General features: G+C 74.6%; 25 protein-coding genes. 17 read left to right on the top strand and 8 right to left on the bottom strand.

All coding sequences use genetic code 11. The features are described 5' to 3' along the window. Positions 1-2: 2 nt before the first annotated feature. A complete protein-coding gene (locus B9L22_RS04595) occupies positions 3-884 on the bottom strand; it encodes a trans-aconitate 2-methyltransferase (RefSeq protein ID WP_086149356.1) in 882 nt (293 codons plus the stop codon). 47 nt (positions 885-931) lie between these two features. On the opposite strand from B9L22_RS04595, the gene B9L22_RS04590 reads away from it, so the two are divergent. The 3 genes from B9L22_RS04590 to B9L22_RS04580 are packed head-to-tail and all read left to right on the top strand — an operon-like array spanning position 932 to position 2,196. After that, positions 932-1,522, top strand: coding sequence for a helix-turn-helix domain-containing protein (locus tag B9L22_RS04590; RefSeq protein WP_034655013.1), 591 nt, complete (start codon positions 932-934; stop codon positions 1,520-1,522). A gap of 33 nt (positions 1,523-1,555) precedes the next feature. Further along, entirely contained in the window at positions 1,556-1,882 is a 327-nt protein-coding gene (locus B9L22_RS04585; RefSeq protein WP_233139826.1) for a hypothetical protein, read from the top strand. Beyond that, positions 1,879-2,196, top strand: a complete 318-nt coding sequence (locus B9L22_RS04580) for a type II toxin-antitoxin system PemK/MazF family toxin (RefSeq protein WP_086149354.1) — start codon at positions 1,879-1,881, stop codon at positions 2,194-2,196. Before B9L22_RS04585 ends, B9L22_RS04580 begins: the two co-directional genes overlap by 4 nt. Positions 2,197-2,262: 66 nt before the next feature. On the opposite strand, the gene B9L22_RS04575 is transcribed toward B9L22_RS04580, so the two are convergent. Beyond that, positions 2,263-3,603 (bottom strand): MFS transporter, encoded by a 1,341-nt coding sequence (locus B9L22_RS04575; RefSeq protein ID WP_369824795.1) that lies wholly within the window; start codon positions 3,601-3,603, stop codon positions 2,263-2,265. Between the two features lie 127 nt (positions 3,604-3,730). Here B9L22_RS04575 and B9L22_RS04570 point away from each other — a divergent pair, with 127 nt between their 5' ends. Then, positions 3,731-4,036: a GNAT family N-acetyltransferase gene (locus tag B9L22_RS04570; protein WP_061266992.1), complete on the top strand. Its 306-nt coding sequence runs from the start codon at positions 3,731-3,733 to the stop codon at positions 4,034-4,036. Positions 4,037-4,093: 57 nt separating this feature from the next. Here the strand turns inward: B9L22_RS04570 and B9L22_RS04565 are convergent, their stop codons facing one another. After that, positions 4,094-4,822 (bottom strand): hypothetical protein, encoded by a 729-nt coding sequence (locus tag B9L22_RS04565; RefSeq protein WP_086149352.1) that lies wholly within the window; start codon positions 4,820-4,822, stop codon positions 4,094-4,096. 226 nt (positions 4,823-5,048) lie between these two features. Between B9L22_RS04565 and B9L22_RS04560 the strand changes: the two genes are divergently transcribed. Both B9L22_RS04560 and B9L22_RS19920 read left to right on the top strand, forming a co-directional pair. Beyond that, positions 5,049-6,917, top strand: coding sequence for an FAD-binding protein (locus B9L22_RS04560; protein WP_198947199.1), 1,869 nt, complete (start codon positions 5,049-5,051; stop codon positions 6,915-6,917). Then, positions 6,914-7,792, top strand: coding sequence for a 2Fe-2S iron-sulfur cluster-binding protein (locus B9L22_RS19920; RefSeq protein WP_086149350.1), 879 nt, complete (start codon positions 6,914-6,916; stop codon positions 7,790-7,792). The genes B9L22_RS04560 and B9L22_RS19920 overlap by 4 nt, the downstream gene beginning before the upstream one ends. Before the next feature lie 120 nt (positions 7,793-7,912). On the opposite strand, the gene pgm is transcribed toward B9L22_RS19920, so the two are convergent. Both pgm and B9L22_RS04545 read right to left on the bottom strand, forming a co-directional pair. Beyond that, positions 7,913-9,607 carry a phosphoglucomutase (alpha-D-glucose-1,6-bisphosphate-dependent) gene (pgm, locus tag B9L22_RS04550; protein ID WP_021482574.1) on the bottom strand — a complete coding sequence of 565 codons (1,695 nt, stop codon included), beginning with the start codon at positions 9,605-9,607 and terminating at the stop codon, positions 7,913-7,915. A gap of 78 nt (positions 9,608-9,685) precedes the next feature. Then, positions 9,686-10,672 carry a TetR/AcrR family transcriptional regulator gene (locus tag B9L22_RS04545; protein WP_086149349.1) on the bottom strand — a complete coding sequence of 329 codons (987 nt, stop codon included), beginning with the start codon at positions 10,670-10,672 and terminating at the stop codon, positions 9,686-9,688. 133 nt (positions 10,673-10,805) lie between these two features. Here B9L22_RS04545 and B9L22_RS04540 point away from each other — a divergent pair, with 133 nt between their 5' ends. Both B9L22_RS04540 and B9L22_RS04535 read left to right on the top strand, forming a co-directional pair. Continuing rightward, a complete protein-coding gene (locus tag B9L22_RS04540) occupies positions 10,806-11,816 on the top strand; it encodes an ABC transporter ATP-binding protein (RefSeq protein WP_198947237.1) in 1,011 nt (336 codons plus the stop codon). After that, positions 11,813-12,676 (top strand): ABC transporter permease, encoded by an 864-nt coding sequence (locus B9L22_RS04535; protein WP_369824794.1) that lies wholly within the window; start codon positions 11,813-11,815, stop codon positions 12,674-12,676. The genes B9L22_RS04540 and B9L22_RS04535 overlap by 4 nt, the downstream gene beginning before the upstream one ends. Before the next feature lie 4 nt (positions 12,677-12,680). On the opposite strand, the gene B9L22_RS04530 is transcribed toward B9L22_RS04535, so the two are convergent. Beyond that, a complete protein-coding gene (locus B9L22_RS04530) occupies positions 12,681-13,415 on the bottom strand; it encodes a glutamine amidotransferase (RefSeq protein WP_086149347.1) in 735 nt (244 codons plus the stop codon). 245 nt (positions 13,416-13,660) lie between these two features. Here B9L22_RS04530 and B9L22_RS04525 point away from each other — a divergent pair, with 245 nt between their 5' ends. Further along, positions 13,661-13,963 (top strand): hypothetical protein, encoded by a 303-nt coding sequence (locus tag B9L22_RS04525; protein ID WP_086149346.1) that lies wholly within the window; start codon positions 13,661-13,663, stop codon positions 13,961-13,963. Between the two features lie 25 nt (positions 13,964-13,988). On the opposite strand, the gene nrdG is transcribed toward B9L22_RS04525, so the two are convergent. Next, entirely contained in the window at positions 13,989-14,561 is a 573-nt protein-coding gene (gene nrdG, locus B9L22_RS04520) for an anaerobic ribonucleoside-triphosphate reductase activating protein (protein WP_086149676.1), read from the bottom strand. Between the two features lie 2 nt (positions 14,562-14,563). Next, the gene (gene nrdD / locus B9L22_RS04515) at positions 14,564-16,762 is read right to left on the bottom strand and encodes an anaerobic ribonucleoside-triphosphate reductase (protein WP_086149345.1); all 2,199 of its coding nucleotides are present in this window, start codon (positions 16,760-16,762) and stop codon (positions 14,564-14,566) included. Between the two features lie 256 nt (positions 16,763-17,018). Here nrdD and B9L22_RS04510 point away from each other — a divergent pair, with 256 nt between their 5' ends. From B9L22_RS04510 to B9L22_RS04480, 8 genes are all read left to right on the top strand, one after another. After that, positions 17,019-17,792 (top strand): YwiC-like family protein, encoded by a 774-nt coding sequence (locus B9L22_RS04510; protein WP_233139724.1) that lies wholly within the window; start codon positions 17,019-17,021, stop codon positions 17,790-17,792. 101 nt (positions 17,793-17,893) lie between these two features. Further along, positions 17,894-18,238, top strand: coding sequence for a MazG nucleotide pyrophosphohydrolase domain-containing protein (locus B9L22_RS04505; protein WP_198947197.1), 345 nt, complete (start codon positions 17,894-17,896; stop codon positions 18,236-18,238). Positions 18,239-18,272: 34 nt separating this feature from the next. Then, a complete protein-coding gene (locus B9L22_RS04500) occupies positions 18,273-18,803 on the top strand; it encodes a DinB family protein (protein ID WP_043652923.1) in 531 nt (176 codons plus the stop codon). Positions 18,804-18,850: 47 nt separating this feature from the next. After that, entirely contained in the window at positions 18,851-19,234 is a 384-nt protein-coding gene (locus tag B9L22_RS04495) for a hypothetical protein (RefSeq protein ID WP_143317070.1), read from the top strand. Positions 19,235-19,437: 203 nt separating this feature from the next. Further along, on the top strand, positions 19,438-19,596 hold the full coding sequence (locus B9L22_RS19915) for a hypothetical protein (protein WP_009861736.1): 159 nt from the start codon (positions 19,438-19,440) through the stop codon (positions 19,594-19,596). Continuing rightward, positions 19,593-20,747, top strand: a complete 1,155-nt coding sequence (locus B9L22_RS04490; protein WP_158097145.1) for a glycosyltransferase family 2 protein — start codon at positions 19,593-19,595, stop codon at positions 20,745-20,747. The genes B9L22_RS19915 and B9L22_RS04490 overlap by 4 nt, the downstream gene beginning before the upstream one ends. Positions 20,748-20,812: 65 nt before the next feature. Next, complete coding sequence (locus tag B9L22_RS04485) at positions 20,813-21,637, top strand: MerR family transcriptional regulator (protein WP_086149673.1); 825 nt, start codon at positions 20,813-20,815, stop codon at positions 21,635-21,637. Between the two features lie 105 nt (positions 21,638-21,742). Further along, positions 21,743-23,839, top strand: a complete 2,097-nt coding sequence (locus B9L22_RS04480; protein ID WP_086149342.1) for an elongation factor G — start codon at positions 21,743-21,745, stop codon at positions 23,837-23,839. The last annotated feature ends 16 nt before the right edge of the window (positions 23,840-23,855 follow it).

Raw genomic sequence — 23,855 nt, 5'->3', positions numbered from 1 at the left:
CCTCAGCGGGGGCGGCGGGCGGCCCAGACGACGCGGCCGCCCCGGGCGCGGACGGTGTGGTCGGGGGTGCCGGGCGCGGTCGCCGCGAGCACGGCGTCGAGCGCGGCGAGGTCGGCGGGCTCCAGCCGGTCCGCCAGGTGCTCGCGCTGGCGCAGCGCGGTCGCGTGCGCCCAGCGGGACGTGTCCGGCCCCGGCGGCACGACGGCGGTCGGCTCGCGCCGGTCCACCACCTCCAGCCCGGCGTCGGTCAGGTACGAGGTCCAGTCGGGGTAGCGGTTCCAGCCGGCGTGCGCCATGGCGCGCTCGAGGTGCGCGGCGAGGTCGGCGTGGTCCGCGTCGTCGGGCAGGACCGGCGACGTCGCGGTCATCTCGACGACGACGAGCAGGCCGCCCGGGGCGAGCGCGTCGCGGGCGTCGTGCAGGACGCGCGCCGGGTCGGCGACGTGGTGCAGCGAGGCCGACGCCCACACGACGTCCGCGACGCCGACCGGAGGCCAGCCGGCGTCGAGGTCGGCCTCGACGGCGCGCACGCGGTCCGCGAGACCGGTCCCGGCGAGCCGGGCGCGCAGGCGGTCGAGCATCGCGGCGTCCGCGTCGACCGCGACGACCTCGGCGTCCGGGAACGCCCGCGCGAGCGCCCGGGTGCCGGTGCCGGTCCCCGCGCCGAGGTCGACGACGGCGCGCGTCGGGGCCGGGGCGTGCCCGACGGCGACCGCGACGGCCTCGTCGAGGAGACCGTCGAAGACCAGCGCGTCGAGCTCGAGCAGCTCGGCCAGCCCGGCGCCGTCGTGCGGGCCGTGGGCGTGGCCGTGGGTGTGAGTGTGGCCGTGCCCGGGCGCGTCGGCGGGGGTGGGCGCGGGGTGCCCGGGGGCGGGGAGGTCCATGACTCCACCGTAGGACGACCGTGCGCGCTGAGCATAGGATCTTGCTCATGACGCAAGAACCGGATCTCGACGCCGTCGTGCGGCAGCGCATCCGCGGGCTGCGGCTCGCGCGCGGCTGGACGCTCGACGCGCTCGCCGCGCGCTGCTTCCTCAGCCCGTCCACGCTCAGCCGGATCGAGACCGGGCACCGGCGCATCGCGCTCGACCAGCTCGTGCCGATCGCCCGCGCGCTCGGCACGACCCTCGACCAGCTCGTCGAGCCCGTCGACGACGAGGACGTCGTGATCCGGCCCGAGCCGCAGCGTCGCCCCGGGGAGACCACATGGCTGCTGTCGCGCGAGCGGACCGGGACGATGGTCGCGAAGATGCGCCTCACGCCCGAGCGCGCCGTCGGGCCGGAGCACCAGCGCGTCCACCCGGGGCACGAGTGGTTCACCGTGCTGTCCGGGACGGCCGTCGTCTACCTCGCGGACCGCCGGATCCTCGTCCACGAGGGCCAGGCGGCGGAGTTCTCGACGATGGTGCCGCACTCGTTCGGCGCGCACGACGGCCCGGTCGAGATCCTCACGATCTTCGACCAGGAGGGCGAGCGGGCCCACCTCTCGGGCGCGGCGTCAGCCGCGCCGGGCCGTGTCTGACAAATGTGGGACACGCGGCGTAGTGTCGTGACCATGGCGACGAGAACCCGCAGCACCACGCACGAGAGAACGACCCCCCGAGGCTCGACCTCGCGGGGCGGGAAGGACGTGCCTGCCGGGGGGACCCCTCGGGGCGAGAAGGGCGAGGGCGCCTCGACGAAGCGCGACTCCGTCACGTTCCGACCCACCCCCGAGGAGCGCCGGATCCTCGACCGCCTCCGCGACGAAGGCGTCACCGCCAGCGATGCCGTCCGCCGTGGCCTGCACCTGGTCGCGCACGAGAAGTGGGTCGACCAGGCCCGCCTCGATGCGGAGAGTCTCGCCCACGAGCACCTCGACGACGAGCCGGACGCCTGGTGATCCGCGGCGCCGTCTACCGCGTCGACCTCGGTGACCCCCGGGGCCACGAGCAGGGCGGTCGGCGGTACGGGGTGGTTCTGTCCCCGACGAACATGCCGTGGTCCGTCGCGACGATCGTGCCGACCTCGACGAGCGCGCAGCGTGCGATCTTCCGGCCCGTCCTCGAGATCGTCGGCCAGGAGACCGTGCTCCTCGTCGACCAGCTCCGTGTGATCGACACCGACGACGTCGTCGGGGAGCCGGTCGACTTCCTTCTTCGAGACGACCTGGACGCGCTCGAGCGGGCCGTGCAGAGCTACCTCGGCATCATCTGACGCCGAGCCGTCCCGTCCGTCGTCCTCAAGCGGCTCGACGTCGACCGTCGCGCGGCGTGCCCCGCGTCAGTGGGCCGGCGTGCCGTCCGCGACGTCCTCGCGGTCGGCGCTGCGCCGCAGCGACCGCAGGGCCACGAGCACCAGCACGACGGCGAGCGCGGCCGCCGCGACGACGACCTCGAACCCGGCGTGCGCGCCGCCCGCGTCGATGCGCGACCCGGCGACGGACGACCCGATCGACACCCCGACGCCGAGCGACGTCCCGACCCACGCGAGGCCCTCGGTGAGCTGGGTCGGCGCCACGAGGTTCTGCACGAGGTTGTTGCCGTTGATGAGCGTCGGGGCGATGGCGAACCCGGTGACGAACATGACCGCCGCGAGGACGGGGATCGACGTGACGAAGAAGAACAGCGAGACGCCCGCGGCGAGCGCGACGATCCCGATGACGAACCGGCGCCACAGCGGGGACACCCAGTGGCGGGCGCCGTAGACGAGGCCGGAGATGAGCGACCCCAGGGCGAACACGGCGAGGATGACGCCGGCGGCGCCCTTCTGGCCCTCCTCCTCGGCGAACGCGATGGTCGAGACGTCGGTCGCGCCGAACACGATGCCCATCGCCACGAAGATCACGGCGAGCACGATCATGCCCGTCGACCGCATGGCCGAGCGCTGCTTGACGCCGGCCTCGGGCACGACGACGGGCGGCTCGGTCGCGCGCTGGGACAGGAACCACAGGCCGCCCACGACCGCCGCGACCAGGGGGACGACCAGACCGGCCGACGGCGACACGCTCGTGGCGAGCACGGTCGCGAGCACGGGCCCGACGACGAACACGAGCTCGTCGAGCGCGGACTCGAGCGAGTAGGCGGTGTGCAGGCGCCGCGCGTCGGGCACGACGTGCGTCCAGCGCGCGCGGACCATCGAGCCGTACGACCCCTGCGTCGCGCCGGAGACGGCGGCGAACACGTAGAGCGTCCACTCGGGCGCGCGGAGCACGGCGCACAGGATGAGCCCGCCGAGCCCGAGCGTCGCGGCGGCGAGCAGCGGCAGCATGACGACGCGCTGCCCCGTGCGGTCCACGAGGCGCGCGATCTGCGGCGACACGACCGCCTGCGCGACGACGAGCGCGGCCGCGACGCGTCCCGCGAGCGCGTACTCGCCGTAGATGCCCTGGATCATGAGGATCGTGCCGATGCCGACCATCGACATCGGCAGGCGCGCGACGAGCGCCGCGGCGGAGAACCGCCACGCGCCGGGCAGCGTGAGCACGGCGCGGTAGGGGTTGCGCGAGGCCCGGACGGTGGCCTCGGGCGCGGTGCCCGACGTCGTCCCCTCGGTCGTCAGGTCGTCCCGCCGGTGCTCGGGGTTCTCGGGGTCGTCAGCGCGCGACGGGGAATCCTGGACCACCGTCCCAGTGTCGCACCCGGAAGCCGTCCGGCCGGTAGCGAATTCGCGTCGCGACGCCCGACGTGACGGCCGTCTCAGGCGTCGCGCCGCGGTTGTCCGGGGGCGCCGGGCCGACGACGATGGCGGCATGACCGACAGCCCCGCACCCCGCACGCCCACCGTCACCGTCACCGACGAGGGCGACCGCTTCGAGGCCCGCACCGACGACGGCGTCGTCGCCGGCTTCGCCGCCTACGTGCGGGAGCCGGGCGCGGTGATCTTCACGCACACCGAGGTCGACCCCGCGTTCGAGGGGCGCGGGGTCGGGTCCGCGCTCGCCGCGGGCGCGCTCGACAGCGTGCGGGAGTCGGGCGAGCGCGTCGTCGCGCTGTGCCCCTTCATCCGCGCGTACGTCGAGCGGCACCCGGAGTACGAGGACCTGACCCGGCGCTGAGCGCACGAGAGCCCCGGTCCGTCGGGACCGGGGCTCTCGCGGCAGGCGCGGGCGGCGTCAGGAGATCGTGCCGGTGCCCTCGCCCTCGATGCGCTCGTCGTGCAGGAGCTCGCCCTCCGCGTCCACGGGCGTGATCACGGCGTCGAACGTGATCGGCGAGCCGGGCTGGTAGCGGAAGTTCGTGGCGTACGAGTACGACTGGCCCGTCGCGAACGGGTACACCGACGGCTCGCGGTACGCCTGGTTGTGCATCGCGTCGTCGTGCACGCCCTGCGCCTCGTACAGCGTGTCGTCGACGATCGTGTCCATGCCCTGCATGTACGGCCAGTCGTCGTAGCGCTCGTCGATGCTCACGAGGCTCGAGCCGAGGTCGATCGGGGCACCCTCGTTCGTGATGACGTAGTTGATGAAGACGATGTCGTCGCCCGCGGCGATGAGCGGCTGGTTGGTGTCGGGGTCGACGAACAGGCCGTCCTTCGAGGCCTGCGTGACGCCCACCTGGTAGACGTCGACGCGCACGTCGCCGACCGTGAACGTCGAGATCTGCTCGCCCGGCGTCGCGACGGGGTTGGCCCAGTCGGGGAGCTCGCCGTCCGAGCCGGTCTCCGCCGCCGCGTCGTCGGTCTCCTCGGCGTCCTCGGCGGGCGCGGACTCCTCCGTCGTCGTCTCCTCGGGGGCCGACGTCTTCGGGGCGTCCCCGCCGTCGACGGCGACGGTGCACGCGGTGAGGCCGAGCGCGAGCGCGGCGGCGACGGTCAGGCGGGCGGCGGTACGGGCGGGACGCATGAGTGCTCCGGTGGTTCGGGGAGGGGTTCCGCACGGACCCTACCCACAGACGGGCCGCGGGCTCGATGGGGAGCGGTGCCCATGGGGCCCCGGACCGGGACCTTCGCCTGTTGCGCTGCCCCGGCGGCGCGGGGACCCTTCCCCTATGCCTCGGCACGCTCTCCCCCCCGCTCCGCCCTGCACCCCCGGCACCGGCCGCCCCCTCCCGCACGCCCCGAGGACGCCGGTGACCGCGCTGCGCGTCGAGCGCGCCGACGTGGTCGTGGTCGGGGGCGGCGCCGCCGGGCTGAGCGCGGCGCTCGCCGTCGCCGAGGCGGCGGCCCGCGACGACGGTCGCGCCCCCGTGGTCGCGCTCGTGTCGAAGGTGTACCCGATGCGCTCGCACACGGTCGCCGCCGAGGGCGGGGCGGCGGGCGTCGTCGGGGACGACGACTCGCTCGAGCAGCACGTCGGCGACACCCTCGCGGGCGGCGCCGGGCTGTGCGAGGACGACGCCGTCCGGTTCGTCGTGGAGCGGGCGGCCGGCGAGCTCTACCGGCTCGAGCGGTGGGGACTGCCGTGGTCGCGCACCGACGCCGGCGACGTGGCCGTCCGCCGGTTCGGCGGCATGAGCCGCGCGCGCACCTGGTTCGCCGCCGACAAGACCGGCTTCCACCTCCTGCACACCCTGTTCCAGACGTCGCTGCGGCACTCCGGCCCCGACGGTCCTGTCCGCCGGTACGACGAGCACCACGTGCTCGACCTCCTGGTCGACGACCCGAGCGGGCCGGACGCGCGGGTGCGCGGCGTCGTCGTGCACGATCAGCACCGCGGCGAGCCGCTGCTCCTGGAGGCGCCTGCCGTGGTCCTCGCGACGGGTGGCTCGGCGCGCGCGTGGGGGACCAGCACGAACGCGGGCATCTGCACGGGCGACGGCACCGCGATGGCGCTGCGGGCGGGCGTGCCGCTGCGCGACATGGAGTTCCTCCAGTTCCACCCGACCGGCCTCCCGGGCAGCGGCATCCTCCTCACCGAGGCCGCGCGCGGCGAGGGCGGGGTGCTGCTCGACGCTGACGGCCGTCGCTACCTCGCCGACTACGGCCTCGGGCCCGAGTCGCCCGTCGGGGCGCCCGTGCCGCGCACCATGGAGCTCGGGCCGCGCGACCGCCTGTCGCAGGCGTTCTGGCACGCCGACCGCGACGGCCGCACGATCGCCACGCCCGACGGCGGCGTCGTCCTGCTCGACCTGCGCCACCTCGGCAAGGAGCGGCTCGCCGAGCGCCTGCCGCTCGTGACCGGCCTGGCCAAGCAGTTCGCGGGCGTCGACCCGGCGGCGGAGCCCGTCCCCGTCCGCCCGACGGCGCACTACACGATGGGCGGCATCCGCACCGACGCGCGCGGCACGACCGGCGTCGCCGGGCTGTTCGCCGCGGGGGAGTGCGCCTCCACCGGCCTGCACGGCGCCAACCGGCTCGGGTCCAACTCGCTCGTCGAGACGCTCGTCGTCGGGCGCGCGGCGGGCGAGGCGGCGCTCGCGTGGTCGCGGGAGATGGGCCCGCCCGGGGCCGACGGCGGGCCCCCGGCCGTCCGGACGGGTCCCGCGGTCGTGGACCGGGCCGCCGAGATCGCCGACGGCTACCTCGCGATGCGCGGCCGGGGGACCGAGCCGCCCGCCGCGATCCGGGCCGAGCTCGGGCGCTTGCTCGACGCAGACGCCGGGATCTACCGCGACGCCGACGGCCTGCGGCGGGCGCTCGCGGCCGTCGAGGACCTGCGGGCCCGGTACGACGACGTGCGCGTCGCCGACACGAGCGCCGTGCTCAACACCGACTGGGCGACCACGGTCGAGCTCGGCGCGACGCTGCTCGTCGCGCACGCGACCGTCGCCGCCGCGCTCGCGCGCGAGGAGTCGCGCGGCGCCCACCAGCGGCTGGACTTCCCGGCGCCGGACGGGGTGGCGCGCCACTCCGAGGTCCGCCTCGGCGCTGGCGGCACCATCGAGGTGGCGCACGTCCCGGTGGGCGCCGGGACCCCCGCCGAGCACGAGGTTGCTGTCGGGAAGGGCTCGGAGACGACGACAACGTCGTTCTCGGCGGAGGAGGGAGAGGGCGCGTGAGCGAGCAGACGGTGCGGCTGGAGGTCGCGCGCACGTCGCCCGACGGCGCGGCCACCGGCAGGCGGGACGTGTTCGACGTGCCCTACGACGACCGCACGTCCGTGCTCGACGCGCTCCAGTGGGTCAAGGACCACGCCGACCCCACGCTGACGTTCCGGTGGTCGTGCAAGATGGCGGTCTGCGGGAGCTGCGGCGTCATGGTCAACGGCCGCCCGGCGCTCGGGTGCGAGACGTTCGTGCGCGGCTACCGCACGTCCGGCCTCGTCGTCGAGCCGCTCGCGCACGCCGAGGTGCTCCGCGACCTCGTCGTGGACACCGACACGTTCCTCGGCAAGCTCGCCACCGTGCAGCCCTGGCTCGTGCCCGACGGCGCCACGCGCCTCCCGCTCGCCGACCCTCCCTCGGCCGGACTCGGGGCCGAAGCCGGAGCCGGGGCGGGGGCCGGCGTCGGGGTCGAGGGGGGCGAGGACGTCGACGGCTCGCGGACGCCGGCCGGCGACGACGTGCTGCGGGCGGTCGGGCCGGCGTCGGGCCACCGGCAGACGCCGGGCGAGCTCGCCGCGTTCAAGGGCTTCGCCGAGTGCATCGACTGCATGCTCTGCTACGCGGCGTGCCCGCAGCTCGACGTCGCGCCCGACTTCCTCGGCCCGGCCGTCGTCGCGACCGCGCGCCGCTGGGACGAGGACTCGCGCGACGCGGGCGAGCTCGACCGCGCCGACGTCCTCGACACCGAGTTCGGCGCCTGGCCGTGCATCCAGGTCGGTGCGTGCACGCAGGTCTGCCCCAAGGGCGTCGACCCGGCCCGCGCGCTCCGCGACGCCCAGCGCGTCGCGACGGACACGTGGGACGCCCGCGAGCGCCGTCGGACGACGTAGCCCCTTCTCGCGAGGTAGAGCCCTGGTCCCGCGAGGTAGAGGCGTGGTCCCGCGAGGTCGAGCCCCGGTTTCGCGAGGTAGAGGCGTGGTCGTGACCACGCCTCTACCTCGGCGGGGTCGTCAGCTCCCGAGGGCCGCGGAGACGACGTCCTTCGCCTCGGCCTGGACCTGGGTCAGGTGCTCCGCGGAGACGAACGACTCGGCGTAGATCTTGTAGACGTTCTCCGTGCCCGACGGCCGGGCCGCGAACCACGCGTTCTCGGTCGTCACCTTGAGCCCTCCGATCGGGGCGTCGTTGCCGGGCGCGTTCGTGAGCTTCGCGGTGATCGGCTCGCCCGCGAGCTCGGTGGCGGTGACCTGCTCGGGCGAGAGCTTGCCGAGCGTCGCCTTCTCCTCGAGCGTCGCGGGCGCGTCGACGCGCGCGTACCAGGACTCGCCGTAGCGCTCGACGAGGTCGCGGTGGTGCTCGGACGGCGTGCGGCCCGTGGTCGCGATGATCTCCGACGCGAGCAGCGCGAGGAGCAGGCCGTCCTTGTCCGTGGACCAGACGCGGCCGTCCTTGCGGAGGAACGACGCCCCCGCGGACTCCTCGCCGCCGAACCCGACCGAGCCGTCGAGCAGCCCGGGCACGAACCACTTGAACCCGACGGGGACCTCGACGAGCCGACGGCCCAGCCCGCCCGCGACACGGTCGATGAGCGCGGACGACACGAGCGTCTTGCCGATCGCGGCGTCGTCGCGCCAGCCCGCGCGCGCGCCGCCGTAGAGGTACTGGATCGCGACGGCGAGGTAGTGGTTGGGGTTCATGAGCCCGGCGTCGGGCGTGACGATCCCGTGGCGGTCGGAGTCGGCGTCGTTCCCGGTGGCGACGTCGAACGGTGCGCCGCCCTCGGCGTTCCCGGACTCCCCGGTCATGCCCGCGACGAGGGACGCCATCGCGTACGGCGAGGAGCAGTCCATGCGGATCTTGCCGTCCCAGTCGAGGGTCATGAACGCCCAGCGGGGGTCGACCTGCGGGTTGACGACCGTGAGGTCGAGCCCGTACCGCTCGCCGATCTCGCCCCAGTACTCGACCGACGCGCCGCCCAGCGGGTCGGCGCCGATCCGCACGCCGGAGTCGCGGATCGCGTCGAGGTCGAGGACGTTCGCCAGGTCGTCGACGTACGTGGTGAGGAAGTCGTGCTTGTGCACGTGCTCGGACGTGAGCGCCTGGGTCAGCGGCACGCGCGGCACGCTGCCGACGCCGGTGCGCAGGATCTCGTTCGCACGGTCCGCGATCCAGCCGGTCGCCTCGGACCCGGCGGGGCCGCCGTGCGGCGGGTTGTACTTGAAGCCGCCGTCGCGCGGGGGGTTGTGCGACGGCGTGACGACGATCCCGTCCGCGAGGCCGGGGCCGGTGGTGCGGACGCCGTCGACCGTCGTCGCCTCGTTGTGCAGGAGGATCGACTGCGAGACGGCGGGGGTCGGGGTGAACGAGTCGCGCGCGTCGACGTACGTCTGGACGCCCGCCGCGACGAGGACCTCGAGCGCGGTCTGCCACGCCGGGAGCGACAGCGCGTGGGTGTCGCGCCCGATGAACAGCGGCCCGTCGGTGCCCTGCGAGCGCCGGTACTCGACGATCGCGGCCGTGATCGCGATGATGTGCGCCTCGTTGAACGCGTGGTCCAGGCTCGACCCCCGGTGGCCCGACGTGCCGAACACGACCTTCTGGGCGGGGTCGTCGACGTCGGGCGCGAGGTCGTAGTAGGCGCCGACCACGGCGTCGACGTCGATGAGGTCGCTGGGCTGGGCGGGCGTGCCGGCGCGGGGATCCATGGGTCGATCCTGCCAGGGGTGGCGCCCGCACGTCAGCCGGGACGGACGTCGTGCCGCGGGACCTTCGGCACGACCTCCCTAGCCTGCGGGGTCGGGGTCCTCCGGCGCGGCGGCGGGGTCGTCGGACCGGTCGGCGCTCGCGCTGTCGATGGCCAGCTCGACGGCGTCGAGCAGGCGGTCGAGGCTCGCGTCGAAGGGCCCCTGCGGCGCGTCGAAGCCGCCCGCGACGTAGACGCGCGTCATGACGGGGTAGCGCTCGACGTCGAACCAGTCCTCCCAGAAGCTGCCGAGCGTCGTCCAGTACTCGTCGTTGCCCACGCCGGTCGCGTCGCGCTCGGTCCGCTCGGCGATCGTGGCGCGCGCGAGGCCCTGGACGTAGTTGTCGACGAGGCCGAGCGTGTCGACGACCTGGAGCTCGGAGAGACCGGTGTCGACGATGGTCCGCAGCCCGGCCTCCTGGGCGTCGAGCACGTGCGGCGCGAGCGGGGCGCGCCACATGTTGGTCTGCAGGATCCACGGGTGGCGCAGGTAGAGGTTCCACAGCTCGTGCGCGTACTGCGCGAGCGCGGGGCGCCACGGGGCTCCCGCGGCGGGCAGGTCGAGCTCGGCGTACGCGCGGTCGATCATGAGGTCCACGAGCTCGGTGCGGCCGGGCACGTAGGTGTAGAGCGACATCGCCCCGACGCCGAGCTCGGTCGCGACGCGGCGCATGGACAGCGCGTCGAGGCCGCCCTCCTGCGCGACGGCGATCCCCGCCCGCACGACGTCGTCGAGCGTGAGGCGCGGCTTGCGGCCGCGCGTCGCGGGGGCCGGCGGGTCCCACAGGAGCGCGAGGCGGCGCGTGATCTCGGGGGTGCGGACGATCTCGGTGAACTGCGCGCGCGCGTGCTCGGCCGCCTGCACCGCGGAGGCGACCCCGGCGTCCGCGGCGGCCGCGACGCCGCGCGGACGCACGGCGTCGTCGTTGCCCGCGGCGTCCTCGGGGTCCGGGGTCGCGGGCGGGGTCGGCGCGGTGGCCGACGGCGCACGGTCGGCCGCGCGGGCGTCGGTCGGGTCGGTCGTCACGTGCGTATCCTCCCCGACTTCCCGCGGGATCTCGCCTCCGGTGCGAGCGTGCGACGAAGGCTTGCCTTTTCCCGTACACCGTATGCTAGCGTGGTCGCTCCATTTCGGTACGGCGTACGAGAGGGTGGCTCCGGTGATCCGAGCCCGCGGCCTGACCAAGACCTTCCACCGCAAGAAAGAGACCGTCGAGGCCGTCAAGGGCATCGACGTCGACGTCCGGGAGGGCGAGCTCGTCGCCTTCCTCGGCCCGAACGGGGCCGGCAAGTCCACGACCCTGAGGATGCTGACGAGCCTCCTCGCACCGACCGCGGGGACCGCGGAGGTCGCCGGGTACGACGTCGCGCGCGACCCGGCGCGGGTCCGCTCGCGCATCGGCTTCATCGGCCAGGGCAACGGCGGCGGGTTCTCCTACCGCGTGCTCGACGAGCTCCACAACCAGGGCCGCTTCTACGGGCTGCCGCCCTCCGAGTACACGCGGCGCGCCGCCGAGCTCCTCGACGCCCTCGACCTCGGTGGGCTCGAGAAGCGGACCGTCCAGTCGCTGTCCGGCGGCCAGCGCCGCCGCCTCGACGTCGCGCTGGGGCTGATGAACCACCCGCCGCTGCTCTTCCTCGACGAGCCGACGACGGGCCTCGACCCCCACGCCCGCGCGAACCTCTGGGAGCACATCGCGGCGATGCGCGAGCGCTACGGCATGACGATCGTGCTCACGACCCACTACCTCGACGAGGCCGACAGCATGGCGGAGCGCGTCGTCGTCATCGACCACGGCGAGATCATCGCCGACGCCACGCCGGACTCCCTCAAGCACGACCACGCGGACGACGTCATCACGCTCGCCGTGGTCCCGGCACCCGGTGGCGGCGCCCCGGGGGAGTCGTCTCCGGGAGCGGTGCCCGACGTCGTCGGCCGCGTCCGCGCGTCCCTCGCCGAGGACGCGGGCGAGGTCGCGACCACGACCGGCCCGGACGGCGTCGTGACGGTCCGCATCTCGACGACGCACGGCGCCGACCGGCTCCCGGAGGCCATCGAGGCGCTGCGCGTCGCGGGGCTGGCCGTGCGCTCGGCGGAGCTCAAGCAGGCGAGCCTCGACGACGTCTTCCTCAACCTCACCGGTCGCAGCCTGCGAGAGGAGGCCGCATGAGCACGCGGACCGACCTGGCGGGCGCGCGCGTCGGGGCACCGGCCGCCGGTGCCGACACGGCGATGCGGACCGGCGTCGCGAAGTTCGTCGGCGACACGTGGGCCGTCTTCACGCGCGAGATCCTGCTCGTGCTGCGCGACCCGTTCACGCTGATCTTCTCGCTGCTGCAGCCGCTGATCTTCCTCGGCCTGTTCGGTCCGCTCCTCACGGGCGCGGTCGGCGGGTTCGGCGGCGGGGCCCCCGGGGGCGGCGGGTCGACGGCCGAGACGCTGCAGTGGTTCGTCCCGGGCGTGATCGTCATGATCTCGCTGTTCGGCACGTCCATGAGCGGGTCGAACCTGCTCTACGAGATGATGACCGGCTCCTACGAGCGCGTGCTCGCGACGCCGCTCGACCGCTCCGCGATCCTCGTCGGGCGCTCGCTCAAGGAGTTCGCGCCGCTCGTCGTGCAGGGGCTGCTCATCGCGCTCGTGTGCGTCCCGTTCGGCTTCACGCTCTACCCGCTGCACCTGCTCGTCGGGCTGCTGCTGCTCGGGCTGTTCGGCATCGGGGTGGGCGCGCTGTCGATCGCGCTCGCGCTCGCCGCGAAGAACCGCGAGTGGCTGTTCTGGGGAGTGCAGCAGTCGCTGCTGTTCCCGCTGCTCATCCTCTCCGGCATGATGCTGCCGCTCGAGGCCGGGCCGGCGTGGATGCGCACCGCGGCGCTCTTCAACCCGCTGACCTACATCGTCGACGCGGAGCGCGCGCTGCTCGCCGGGTCGTTCGCCGACCCCGACGTGCTGTGGGGATTCGTCGCCGCGGCGGTGACGTGCGCCGTCGGGCTGTGGGTCGGCATCCGCCGCACCCGCAAGACCGTCTGACGCCTCACCGGTCGTCCTCCACCTCGTCCAGCCAGGACGTGAGGACGGCGGTGGCCGCCGCCGTGAGCGCCGCACCGTGCCGGCGGGCGTCCTCGCGGAGCGCTCGCGGGTCGATCCCCGCGCCGGCGAGCTCGTGGGCGTGGCCCACGAGCCACTGCTCGATCCGCGCGGGGTCGGCCTCGACGTGGAACTGGAGGGCGAGGGTCGAGCGGCCGTGGGAGAAGGCCTGGTGCGGAAACCCCGGCGTCGCGGCCAGCCGCCTCGCGCCCTGCGGTATCGCGAAGGCGTCACCGTGCCAGTGCAGGACGGGGACGCCCGCGAGGGGCGCCAGCACGGACCGCTGGCCGTCGTCGGTGAGGTCGAGCGGTGCGTAGCCGATCTCCGTGCGCCCGGTGGGTGCGACGTCGGCGCCGAGCGCCGTGGCGAGGACCTGCGCGCCGAGGCAGACGCCGAGCGTCGGGCGGCCGGTCGCGAGACGCGCCTGCACGGCGGCGATCTCGCGGGCGAGGAACGGGTAGGCGGGTGCGTCGCCGACGCCGACGGGGCCGCCGAGGACGACGACGAGGTCCGCGTCGTCGAGCGACCCGGCGAGGGGGTCGCTCGGGGCATCGACGTACGAGACCCGGTAGCCGCGCCGTTCGAGCAGCGGGGCGAGCACCCCGAGGTCCTCGAAGTGCACGTGACGGACGGCGACGGCCTGGCGCGAGGCCGGGGCGGCGTGGGGCCGGGACGACGGCACGGGTCGTCTCCTCTCGGGTGGGTGGTGCGAGGCGGGGGGAGGGCGGTCGAGCAGCAGTCGTGCCCAGCCTCCTCGCGGACGTCGGCCCGCGGGTGCCCGATCGTCCGGGAGACGTACCCGATCGTCCGCTCTCCTGACGGGCGGTGACCGACGCCGGGCCGGACGCGCCGCGCCGCACGGGTCGTCGTGGTGGGGCGGGGGCGTCCATGAGATCGTCGAGCGCAACCGACCACCAGGAGGACGACATGTCGTGGACCACGCCGGCGAAGAAGGCGGTCTCCGGGCTCGTGCTCGCGGTGATCGCCTGCGTGATCTTCTTCAGTGCCGCCGCCGTGGGTTCCTTCCTCACCGCCGTCGTCGTCGCCCCGGACGCTCCCGACGTCACCACACCTGTCCCGCGCGGCGCGCTCAACGCCCTCTACGTCTGCGGGTTCGTCCTCTTCCTCTGGGGAACCTTCCGGATGACGACGGCGACGTGGGAGATGATCGGGAGCATCCGCCGCCCCGCCGAGCCCGACCCTGCTCCCCGGCGCCGCGCGTCCCGGTGACCCGGTGGCCCCGGGGCTGCCGTCGTCAGGCGCTCGTCGTCGCGCGGTCCGACACCCACGGGACGGCGCGCCCCGTCGCGAGCGAGGCCCGCGCGTCGAGCACGCGCTGGTTGGTGCTGCCGCGGAACGCGAGCGTGAGGTCGCGGCGCGCGAGCTCGAACCGGCCGTCGACGAGCACGTCGACCTCGGCGAGCAGCGCGCGCTGGTCCGCGGTCCCCGCACGCAGCTCCTCGAACGTGTAGCCCGTCCAGCACCACACGTCCCGGCGGTCGCCGTGCTCGGCGCGCAGGCGGCGCACGAGCCGTAGGCACACGCCCGTGTTGAGGAACGGCTCCCCGCCGAGCAGGGACAGGCCCTGCACGGCGGGGTGCGCGAGGTCGGCGAGGACGCGGTCCTCCAGGGCGTCGTCGTACGGGCGGCCGTAGCGGAAGCTCCACGCGGCCTCGTTGAAGCAGCCCTCGCACGCGAACAGGCACCCGCTCACGTAGAGGGAGCAGCGCACGCCCTCGCCGTCGACCATGACGAACGGCTTGTAGTCCGCGACGTACCCCCGGCTGACGCGGTCCGAGCGCCAGCCGGGGCCGGGGGTGCGCGCCACGGTCACGCCGACGCCGGGTCCGGCAGGTGCTTCACGCGCGCGGAGATCTCCGCGTGGCGGCCGTGCACCATGGGGCGCTGCTGCGGGTTGCCGAGGTACCCGCACGTGCGCTTCACGACGTCGCACGTGCGCGGGTCGGCGTTGCCGCACGACGGGCACGCGAAGCCGCGCGCGGTCGGGTCGAAGTCGCCCGTGAACCCGCACGCGTAGCAGCGGTCGATGGGCGTGTTCGTGCCGAGGTAGCCCACCCGGTCGTACGCGTAGTCCCAGACGGCCTCCAGCGCCCGCGGGTTCTGCTGGAGCACGGGGTACTCGCAGTAGTGGATGAACCCGCCCGACGTGTACCGCGCGTACTCGGCCTCGAAGTCGAGCTTCTCGAACGGCGTCGGGCTCTTGCGGACGTCGTAGTGGAAGCTGTTCGTGTAGTAGTCCTTGTCGGTGATGTCGGGCACCGCGCCGAACCGCTCCCGGTCGAGGCGGCAGAACCGGTCGGTGAGGCTCTCGCTCGGCGTCGCGTAGACGCTGATCCGGTAGCCGAGCCGCGCCGTCCACCCGGCGGCGTGCGCGTGCAGGGACCGCAGCACGTCGAGCGTCAGCTCCTTCGCCCGCGGGTCGTGCTCCCAGGCGCCGCCGAAGAACGCGGCGGCGACCTCGTACAGCCCGATGTACCCGAGCGACACCGTGGCGCGGCCGTCGCGGAAGAGCCGGTCGACGTCGTCTCCCGGCGCGAGGCGCTCCCCGAACGCGCCGTGGACGTAGAGGATCGGCGCGTTGCCCGGCGTCGCCTCCTTGCAGCGCTCGATGCGGAAGACGAGCGCGTCGTGCACGGTCTCCAGGCGCTCGTCGAGCAGGCGCCAGAACGCGTCGAGGTCGCCGTCCGCCTCGAGCGCGATGCGTGGGAGGTTGAGCGTCACGACGCCGAGGTTCATGCGCCCCTCCGAGACGTCCCGGCCGTGCTCGTCCTGCCAGCCCTGAAGAAACGACCGGCAGCCCATGGGCACCTTGAACGACCCGGTGAGCTCGACGATCTTGTCGTACGACAGCACGTCCGGGTACATGCGCTTCGTCGCGCACTCGACCGCGAGCTGCTTGAGGTCGTGGTTGGGGTCGCCGGGGTCGAGGTTCAGCCCGCGGCGCAGCGTGAAGATGAGCTTGGGGAAGATCGCGGTGCGCCCCTCGCTGCCGAGACCGCGGATGCGGATCTGGAGGATCGCGCGCTGGATCTCGCGCTCCAGCCAGCCCGTGCCGAGCCCGAACCCGACCGACGTGAACGGCGTCTGCCCGTTCGACGTGAACAGGGTGTTGATCTCGTACTCCAGCGACTGCATCGCGTCGTAGATGTCCTTGCGCGTCTTCTCGCGCGCGTACTCCTCGTGCGCGGACTCGTCGGCGATCCACCGGCGCGCGTCCGCGAGGTGCTTCTCCAGGTTGCGCTCGGCGTACGGGGCGAGGAGCTCGTCGATGCGGTTGACCGAGCACCCGCCGTACTGGCTGGAGGACACGTTCGCGATGATCTGGCTGATCTGCGCCGTCGCGGTCTGGATCGAGCGCGGCGGCTCCACCTGCGCGTTCCCGATCCGGAAGCCGCTCGACAGCATCGACCGGAAGTCGATGAGGCAGCAGTTCGTCATGGGCGCGTAGGGGTGGTAGTCGAGGTCGTGGTAGTGCAGGTCGCCCTTCTGGTGCGCGTTCGCGACGTGCGGCGGCAGCATCCGCAGCCCGATCGCCTTGCCCACGGTCCCGGCCGTGAGGTCGCGCTGGGTGTTGAAGACCTCGCTGTCCTTGTTCGCGTTCTCGTTGACGACCGTCGAGTCCTTGTCGAGCAGCCGCACGATCGAGTGGTTGAGGTCCGTCGCCCGGCTGCGCGCGAAGTCGCGCTGCACGCGGTAGTCGATGTAGGCGCGCGCGACGTCGTACTCGTGCGACTCGAGGAGCACGTGCTCGACGACGCCCTGGATCTCGTAGATCTTCACGGTCGCCTCGAACCGCGCGGCGATCTCCGCGTCGACCCGGTCGACGATCTCCGCCACGCGGCGGCGGTGCGTCGCCGTGAGGTCGCCGTGCACCTCCGCGAACGCCTTCGTCACGGCGGCGCGGATGCGGGCGTCGTCGAACGGCCGTCGCCGGCCGTCGCGCTTGAGGACCTCCAGCGTGGCGGTCGTGCGGTGCGGTGCTGCCTGGTCGAGCTCGATGGCGGTCATCGCTCGTCCCCTCTGCCCACCGGGTTCTCGCCGGCACGCAGGGGTTGCGCGACGGACCGTACCCCAACATGTGGGGTGTGAATCACGGCTGCGCCACCATATCTAGTCCGACGACCGCGCGTGACGGCGGACGACGGCGCGCCGCGCGACGCCGTCGAAGGTCAGGACGAAGGTCCCGCGCGGCCGGGACGTGCGGCCGCGCGCACGGGGGACTCCGCGCGGCCGGAGCCGGCCCCTGCGGCGCTAGCCTCGGGAGGTGGCCCGACGTCCGCCCGGCTGGGTGCCGAACCAGCACGGCGCGTGGCCCATGCTCCTGCTGCCGTTCGTGGTCGGCACGGTGCGCGGCGTGCAGGACGCCGGGTTCCGTCCGGTGACCCTCGCGCTCGGCGCGCTCTGGCTCGTCGGGTACCTCGCCTACTCCGCGGCCGGGCTGTGGCTGAAGTCCCGCCGCCGACCGCGCTACCGGCGCCCGATGCTCACGTACGGCGCGGCTGCGGCCGTGCTCGGGACGGTCGTGCTCGCGCTCGACCCGACGCTCGCGGCCTGGGCGCCCGCGTTCGTGCCGTTCCTCGCGCTCGGGCTGTGGGCGTCGGCGCGGCGCACCGAGCGGTCGGTCGCCGCGGGCGGCGCCCTGACGGTCGCGGCGTCGCTCATGACGGTCGTCGCGTACGCCGCGTGCCGGCCCGCGTGTGCGTCCGTGCTCGCCGTCCCGGCCGTCGTCTGGCTGGTCGCCGCGCTGCTCCTCGCGTACCTGTTCGGCACGGTGCTCTACGTCAAGACGATGATCCGCGAGCGCGGCGTGCGGTCGTACGTCGTCGCCTCGGTCGCGTACCACGCGGCGGTCACCGTCGCGGCGGGCGTCGTCGCCGTCGTGCACGACCCCACGTGGTGGTGGGCGACGGCGTTCCTCGCCGCCGCGACCGTCCGGGCGGCGGTGCTGCCGGGCCGACGGCTGAGCCCGCGGGCCGTCGGGATCGGGGAGATCGTCGCGACGGTGCTGCTGCTCGTCGTCGCGCTCGTCGTGCGGTAGGTCCGCTGTTCGGCAGGTCGTGCAGGGTTCGGCACCTCGTGTTGCCGAACGGGGACGGTGGGTGCCGAACGGTCGAGGGCGCCGGGTGGTTCACTGGCGCGATGGACGACGACGCACCCCTCACCCTGCCCGCGCTCGGCGAGCGCGTCGAGGCGGTATCGGCGCTGTACGCGCGCAAGTTCGGCGTCGACCGCGACCCGGACTGGTTCATGCTCAAGCTCACCGAGGAGGTCGGCGAGCTGACCCAGGCGTTCCTCGCCGCGACGGGGCGCACCCGCCCGCGCGGAGGCGCAGGGACGCCCGGGCCCGACGGCGGAGCCTCACCGCTCGCGGACGAGGTCGCCGACGTCCTGGCGCACCTGCTGCTGCTCGCGCGCTCCCACGGCGTCGACGTCGAGGCGGCGGTACGGCGGAAGTGGCTCGCGTGGGAGGCCGACCTGCCCTGAGCGGGCGCAGCGGCGCGGTCGCTAGGGTGGCGCCGTGACCGACCACCGCACCGACCCGCCCGTCGCCGCCGACGAGGTGACCACGCTGCGCGGCTTCCTCGACTTTCACCGCGACACGCTCCGCTGGAAGACGGCCGGGCTCGACGCCGCGGAGCTCGCGCACCGGCTGCGGCCGTCGTCGATGACGCTGGGCGGGCTGCTCAAGCACCTCGCGTTCGTCGAGTCGCAGTGGTTCTCGCAGGTGTTCCGCGGCGAGGAGCTCATGCCCCCGTTCGACACGGCGGACTGGGCCGACGACCGCGACTGGGACTGGACCTCCGCGGCGGGCGACTCGCCGGAGGAGCTGCGCATGCTGTTCGACCGCGCGGTCGCGGCGTCGGACGCGGTGCTCGACGCGGCGCTCGCGGACGGTGGGCTCGACCGGCTGAGCGCCCGTGCCGACCGGCACACGGGCGAGCGCTGGACGCTGCGCTGGATCCTCGTGCACCTGGTCGAGGAGTACGCGCGGCACAACGGTCACGCCGACCTGCTGCGCGAGGCGATCGACGGGACCGTGGGGGAGTAGCCCGGCGTCGGTTGCCGCGGGCGCCGTCGCCCGGGACGATGGCGGACGTGACCGCCCCCGAGCAGCCCGCGCCCCGTCCGGTCCGTCCGCGCGGCGCCGCCGTCGTCCTGGTGGCGCTCGTCGTGCTGGGGGTGGGCCTGCTGCTCGCCGCGCTCTGGGTCGCGAGCGGCCCGACGTCGTTCGGCTGGTTCGCGTACGCGCCGGTCTCCGGGACCACGTTCGTCCCCGTGGGCGCGTACCCGCCGGGTGCCGCGGCGCTCCTCGCGGGAGCCGGCGCCCTGCTGGTGGGAGGGGCGGTCGGGTTCGTCCTCGGACGGCGCCGCGGCGCCCCGGCGCAGCAGAGCTCCGCGCCCTCACCGGCACCGTCCGACGGCCCCGGCCCCGGCCCCGGCTCCGCCCCGTCCGACGGCGGGACGGCGCCGACCGCCTGACGCGCCACCTCCGACGCCCGGTCCCCGCACGCCGCGGGGGCCGGGCGTCGTCGTGTACCCACCGCCCGACGGCCGGGCACTCCTCCGCGGTCCCCGCGTGCTCACCCGACGTCCCGGTCGGTGCTCCACCGCGGCCCGGGCCCGGATGGGTACCTGCCTCCGCGCCGGACGGTGGAACCACCGACGACGACAGGAGGTGGATCGTGTACCAGCTCGGTACGACTCAGGCAGGGACCGTGCTCGCGACGACGGGAGCGATCGCGGGCTTCTACGTGGTGGGAGCCTGGACGCTCGTCGTGGCGGGGCTCGCGCTCGTCATGACGGCGCGCGTCCTGCGCAAGCGGCTCGCGGAGCACCGATGAGCGCGGCGACGCTCCCACGGGTGGTGGTCGTGGTCCCGGCGCACGACGAGGCCGCGGCCCTGCCGACGACGCTCGCGTCGGTCCGGGCGCAGACGCGCCCGGTCGACCGGGTCGTCGTCGTGTCCGACCGCAGCACCGACGCGACGGTCGAGACCGCGCGCCGCCTGGGCGCCGACGTCGTCGAGACGGTGGGCAACACCGGCCGCAAGGCCGGGGCGCTGAACCAGGCGCTGCGCGGGGTGGAGGCGGAGAACGTCCTCGTGCTCGACGCGGACACGACCATCGCCCCGACGTTCGTCGAGGACGGCCTCGCACTGCTCGACGCGCGCCCGGAGCTCGGCGCGGTCGGTGGCGTCTTCCGCGGCACCCCGCCGCGCTCGGTGCTGGAGCAGCTCCAGTCCGACGAGTACGAGCGGTACGGCGTGCAGATCGACGTGACCGGGCGGACGTCCGTCCTCACGGGCACGGCCGCGCTCGTGCGGACCGAGGCGCTGCGGGCGGTCGCCGCCGCGCGCGGGGACCGGCTCCCGGGGCGGCGCGGCGACGTGTACGACGTCGGCGCCATCACCGAGGACTCGGAGCTCACCCTCGCGCTGCGCACGCTCGGGTACGAGCTCGCGTCGCCGGTGCGGATGTCCTGCACGACGGAACTCATGCCGACGTGCCGCGACCTGCACCGCCAGCGCGTCCGCTGGTACAAGGGGATGCTCGACAACCTGCGCGCGTACGGGTTCACGCGGGTCACCGCCCGGTACGTCGGGCAGCAGGCGATGCTCGTGCTGAGCACGCTGATGCTCGCGAGCCTCCTCGTGCTCACCGCGCTGACGGTCGTCGCGGGCACGTTCCGGGTGGTCCCGGCGTGGCTCGCCGTGGGCGCGGTCCTCGTGCTCGAACGGGTCGTGACCGTGTGGCGGAACGGGCCGCGGGGTCGGCTGCTCGCCGTGCTCGTGCTGCCCGAGCTGCTCTACGACCTGTTCCTCCAGGCGGCGTTCGTCCGGGCGTGCTTCCTCGCCGCGACGTCGCGCGACGCCGGGTGGCACCACGTGGCGCACGCGACCGCCGCCGGGAGCGCGGCCGAGGACACCTCCGAGACCGGCCCCGCGAGCGGCATCGAGAACACCGAGAGCCGGAAGCAGTTGACCTTGACGTGACGTCAACTTCTACCGTGGTCCCGGTGCCGCACGAGAGCACCACCGACGCACGGGAGGAGCGGGAGATGAGCGCGACGGGCGCCCGCACGGCCGACTGGTCCATCCAGGAGGTCGCGCGCCTGGCCGGGACGACGAGCCGCACGCTGCGTCACTACGACGCGGTCGGGCTCCTGCCCCCGAGCCGCGTCGCGGCGAACGGCTACCGCCACTACGACGCCGACGCGCTCGTCCGGCTCCAGCGGATCCTGCTCCTGCGCGACCTCGGTCTCGGCCTCCCCGCGATCCGCGAGGCGCTCGACGGCCCGCCCGCCCGGCAGGGTGACGGGCCGCCGTCGGGCACCGCGCGGCGCGAGGCCCAGGTGCGGGCGCTGCGCGGCCACCTCGAGTGGTTGCGGGCGGAGCGGCAGCGGCTGGCGCGGCAGATCGCGTCGGTCGAACGGACGATCACCACGATGGAAGGAGGCGGCGAGCTCATGGCGGACGACATGTTCGACGGGTTCGACCACACGCAGCACCGCGACGAGGTCGAGGCCCGCTGGGGGAAGGACGCGTACGCGCGGAGCGGCACCTGGTGGCGCGGGATGTCCGACGACGACCGCGCCGCCTGGCAGGACCGCACGCGCGCGCTCGGCGCGGACTGGGCCGCCGCGGCCGCCCGGGGCGTCGACCCGACGTCCGACGCGGCGCAGGAGCTCGCGCGCCGCCACGTCGAGTGGCTCGGCGGCATCCCCGGCACCCCGGGTGCCGGCGCGGCGCCGGTCAAGGAGTACGTCGTCGGCCTCGGCGAGATGTACGTCGCGGACGAGCGGTTCGCGAAGAACTACGGCGGCGTCGAGGGTGCGACGCTCGTGCGCGACGCCCTGCGCGTCTACGCGGACGCCCACCTGTAGCCCCGGGCCCGGGCCGGGACCTCCGGCCCGGGCACGATCCGTTCGACGTCACTAGCCTGGAACCCCGGCGGGACACGGCGCCCCGCCGCCCGCCAGGAGGCAGCCATGGCCACGACGTCGACGTCCACCGGCCCGGCCACGACCCGCAACGTCGCCCTCGTCGGGCACAGCGGATCGGGCAAGACCACGCTCGCCGAGGCGTTCCTCCACCGTGCGGGTGCCGTCCCGCGCCCGGGCTCCGTCGCGGAGGGCACGACCGTGTGCGACCACGAGCCCGAGGAGGTCGCGCGCGGCATCTCCGTGAGCCTCGGCGTCGCGCACCTCGACTGGCGCGCGCCCGACGGCGCGACCTACCAGGTCACGCTGCTCGACACCCCCGGCTCGCCCGACTTCGCGGGGTCCGTGGACGCGGCGCTCGCGGTGGCGGACCTCGCGGTCGTGGTGGTGAGCGCCGTCGACGGGGTGCAGTCGGGCACGGAGGAGGTCTGGCGACGGTGCGACGAGGCGGGGATCCCCCGCCTCGTCGTCGTCTCCCAGGAGGACCGCGCGCGGGCGAGCTTCCGCACCGTCCTCGCCGCGCTCCGGGCCGCGTTCGACGCGCCGTTCGCGCCGCTCGAGCTCCCGCTCGGGGAGGAGCAGACGCTGCACGGCGTCGCTGACGTCCTCACCGAGCGCGCCCGCGAGTACGGCGGCGGCGGTCAGGGGGTCTGGCAGGGCCACGACGAGGAGGTCCCCGCCGACGTCCGCGACGAGGAGCACGCGCTGCACGACGAGGTCGTCGAGGAGATCGTCACGCACGACGACGACCAGCTCGAGGCCTACCTCGGGGGCGACGAACCGGGCCCGGCCGACCTGGAGCGCACGCTCGCGCACGAGGTGCTGACGGGCGAGGCCGTGCCGGTGCTGCTCGCGTCCGCCGTCACCGGCGTCGGGGTGGACCGCGTCCTCGACCTCGTGTGCGAGCTCGGGCCGTCGCCCGCGGACCGCCCGGCCGTCGTCGCGCTGCCCGACGCCGCCGGGTCGGGCGAGGCCGTGACGTCCGAGATCGTGGCCGACCCCGCGGGCGACGCGCTCGTCCACGTCTTCCGGACCGTCGTCGACCCGTTCGTCGGGCAGGTGTCCGTGTTCAAGGTGCTGTCCGGGACCGTCGCGACGGGCGACCGGCTCGTGAGCACCGCGACCGGCGCGGACGACCGCGTCCACGGCCTCTTCCGGCTGCGCGGCCGCGAGCACCTGGCCGTCGACCGGGTCGTCGCGGGCGACGTCGCCGCCGTCGCGAAGCTCTCCGCCGCGTCGACCGGCACGCTCCTCGCGGGCCGCCGGATGCCCGTCGCGGCGCGAGACCTGCCACCCCGGCCACCGGTGTACACGCTCGCGCTGCGGCCCGTGTCGCAGTCCGACGACGACAAGCTGTCCGCCGCGCTCACCCGGCTGCGCGCCGAGGACGCGACGCTGCACGTCGACCTCACGGGCTCCCAGGCGGTCCTCGGCGGCCTCGGGGACACGCACCTCGCCGTCGCCGTCGAACGGCTCGAACGGTCCTTCGGCGTCCGCGTCACGACCGAGCCCGTCGAGGTCGCGTACCGGGAGACGATCACGCGCGCCGTCGAGGTCGAGGGCCGCGTGAAGAAGCAGTCCGGCGGGCACGGGCAGTTCGCCGTCGTGCAGCTGCGCGTCTCCCCGCTCCCGCGCGGCGAGGGGTTCGCGTTCGTCAGCTCTGTCGTCGGCGGGTCGGTGCCGCGCCAGTACCTGCCCGCGGTCGAGCGGGGCGCGCGCGAGGCCATGGAGAGCGGCGGGCCGCACGGCTACCCCGTCGTGGACCTGCGCGTCGAGGTCCTCGACGGCAAGGCGCACTCCGTCGACTCGTCCGACATGGCGTTCCGCACCGCGGGCGGCGTGGGGGTGCGCGAGGCGCTCGCCACGGCCGGGACGGTCGTGCTCGAGCCCGTCTCCGCGGTGACCGTGACCGTCCCGCCCGACGCGCAGGGCGACGTCATGGGCGACCTCTCCGCGCGGCGCGGCCACATCACCGCGACCGACTCCCTGCCCGACGGCCGCGTGCGCGTCGACGCGCTCGTGCCCGAGGCCGAGCTGACCCGCTACGTCCTCGACCTGCGCTCGATCACCGGCGGGCGAGGGTCGTTCACGGCCGCGCCCGACCGCTACGAGGTGCTCCCGGGCGGCGTCGGGGCGAGTCGCTAGGCCGGGCCCTCTCGAC

It is taken from the genome of Cellulosimicrobium sp. KWT-B (genome assembly GCF_002127155.1).
GTDB lineage: Bacteria > Actinomycetota > Actinomycetes > Actinomycetales > Cellulomonadaceae > Cellulosimicrobium > Cellulosimicrobium funkei.
This window is presented reverse-complemented; position numbering and strand designations above follow the sequence as displayed.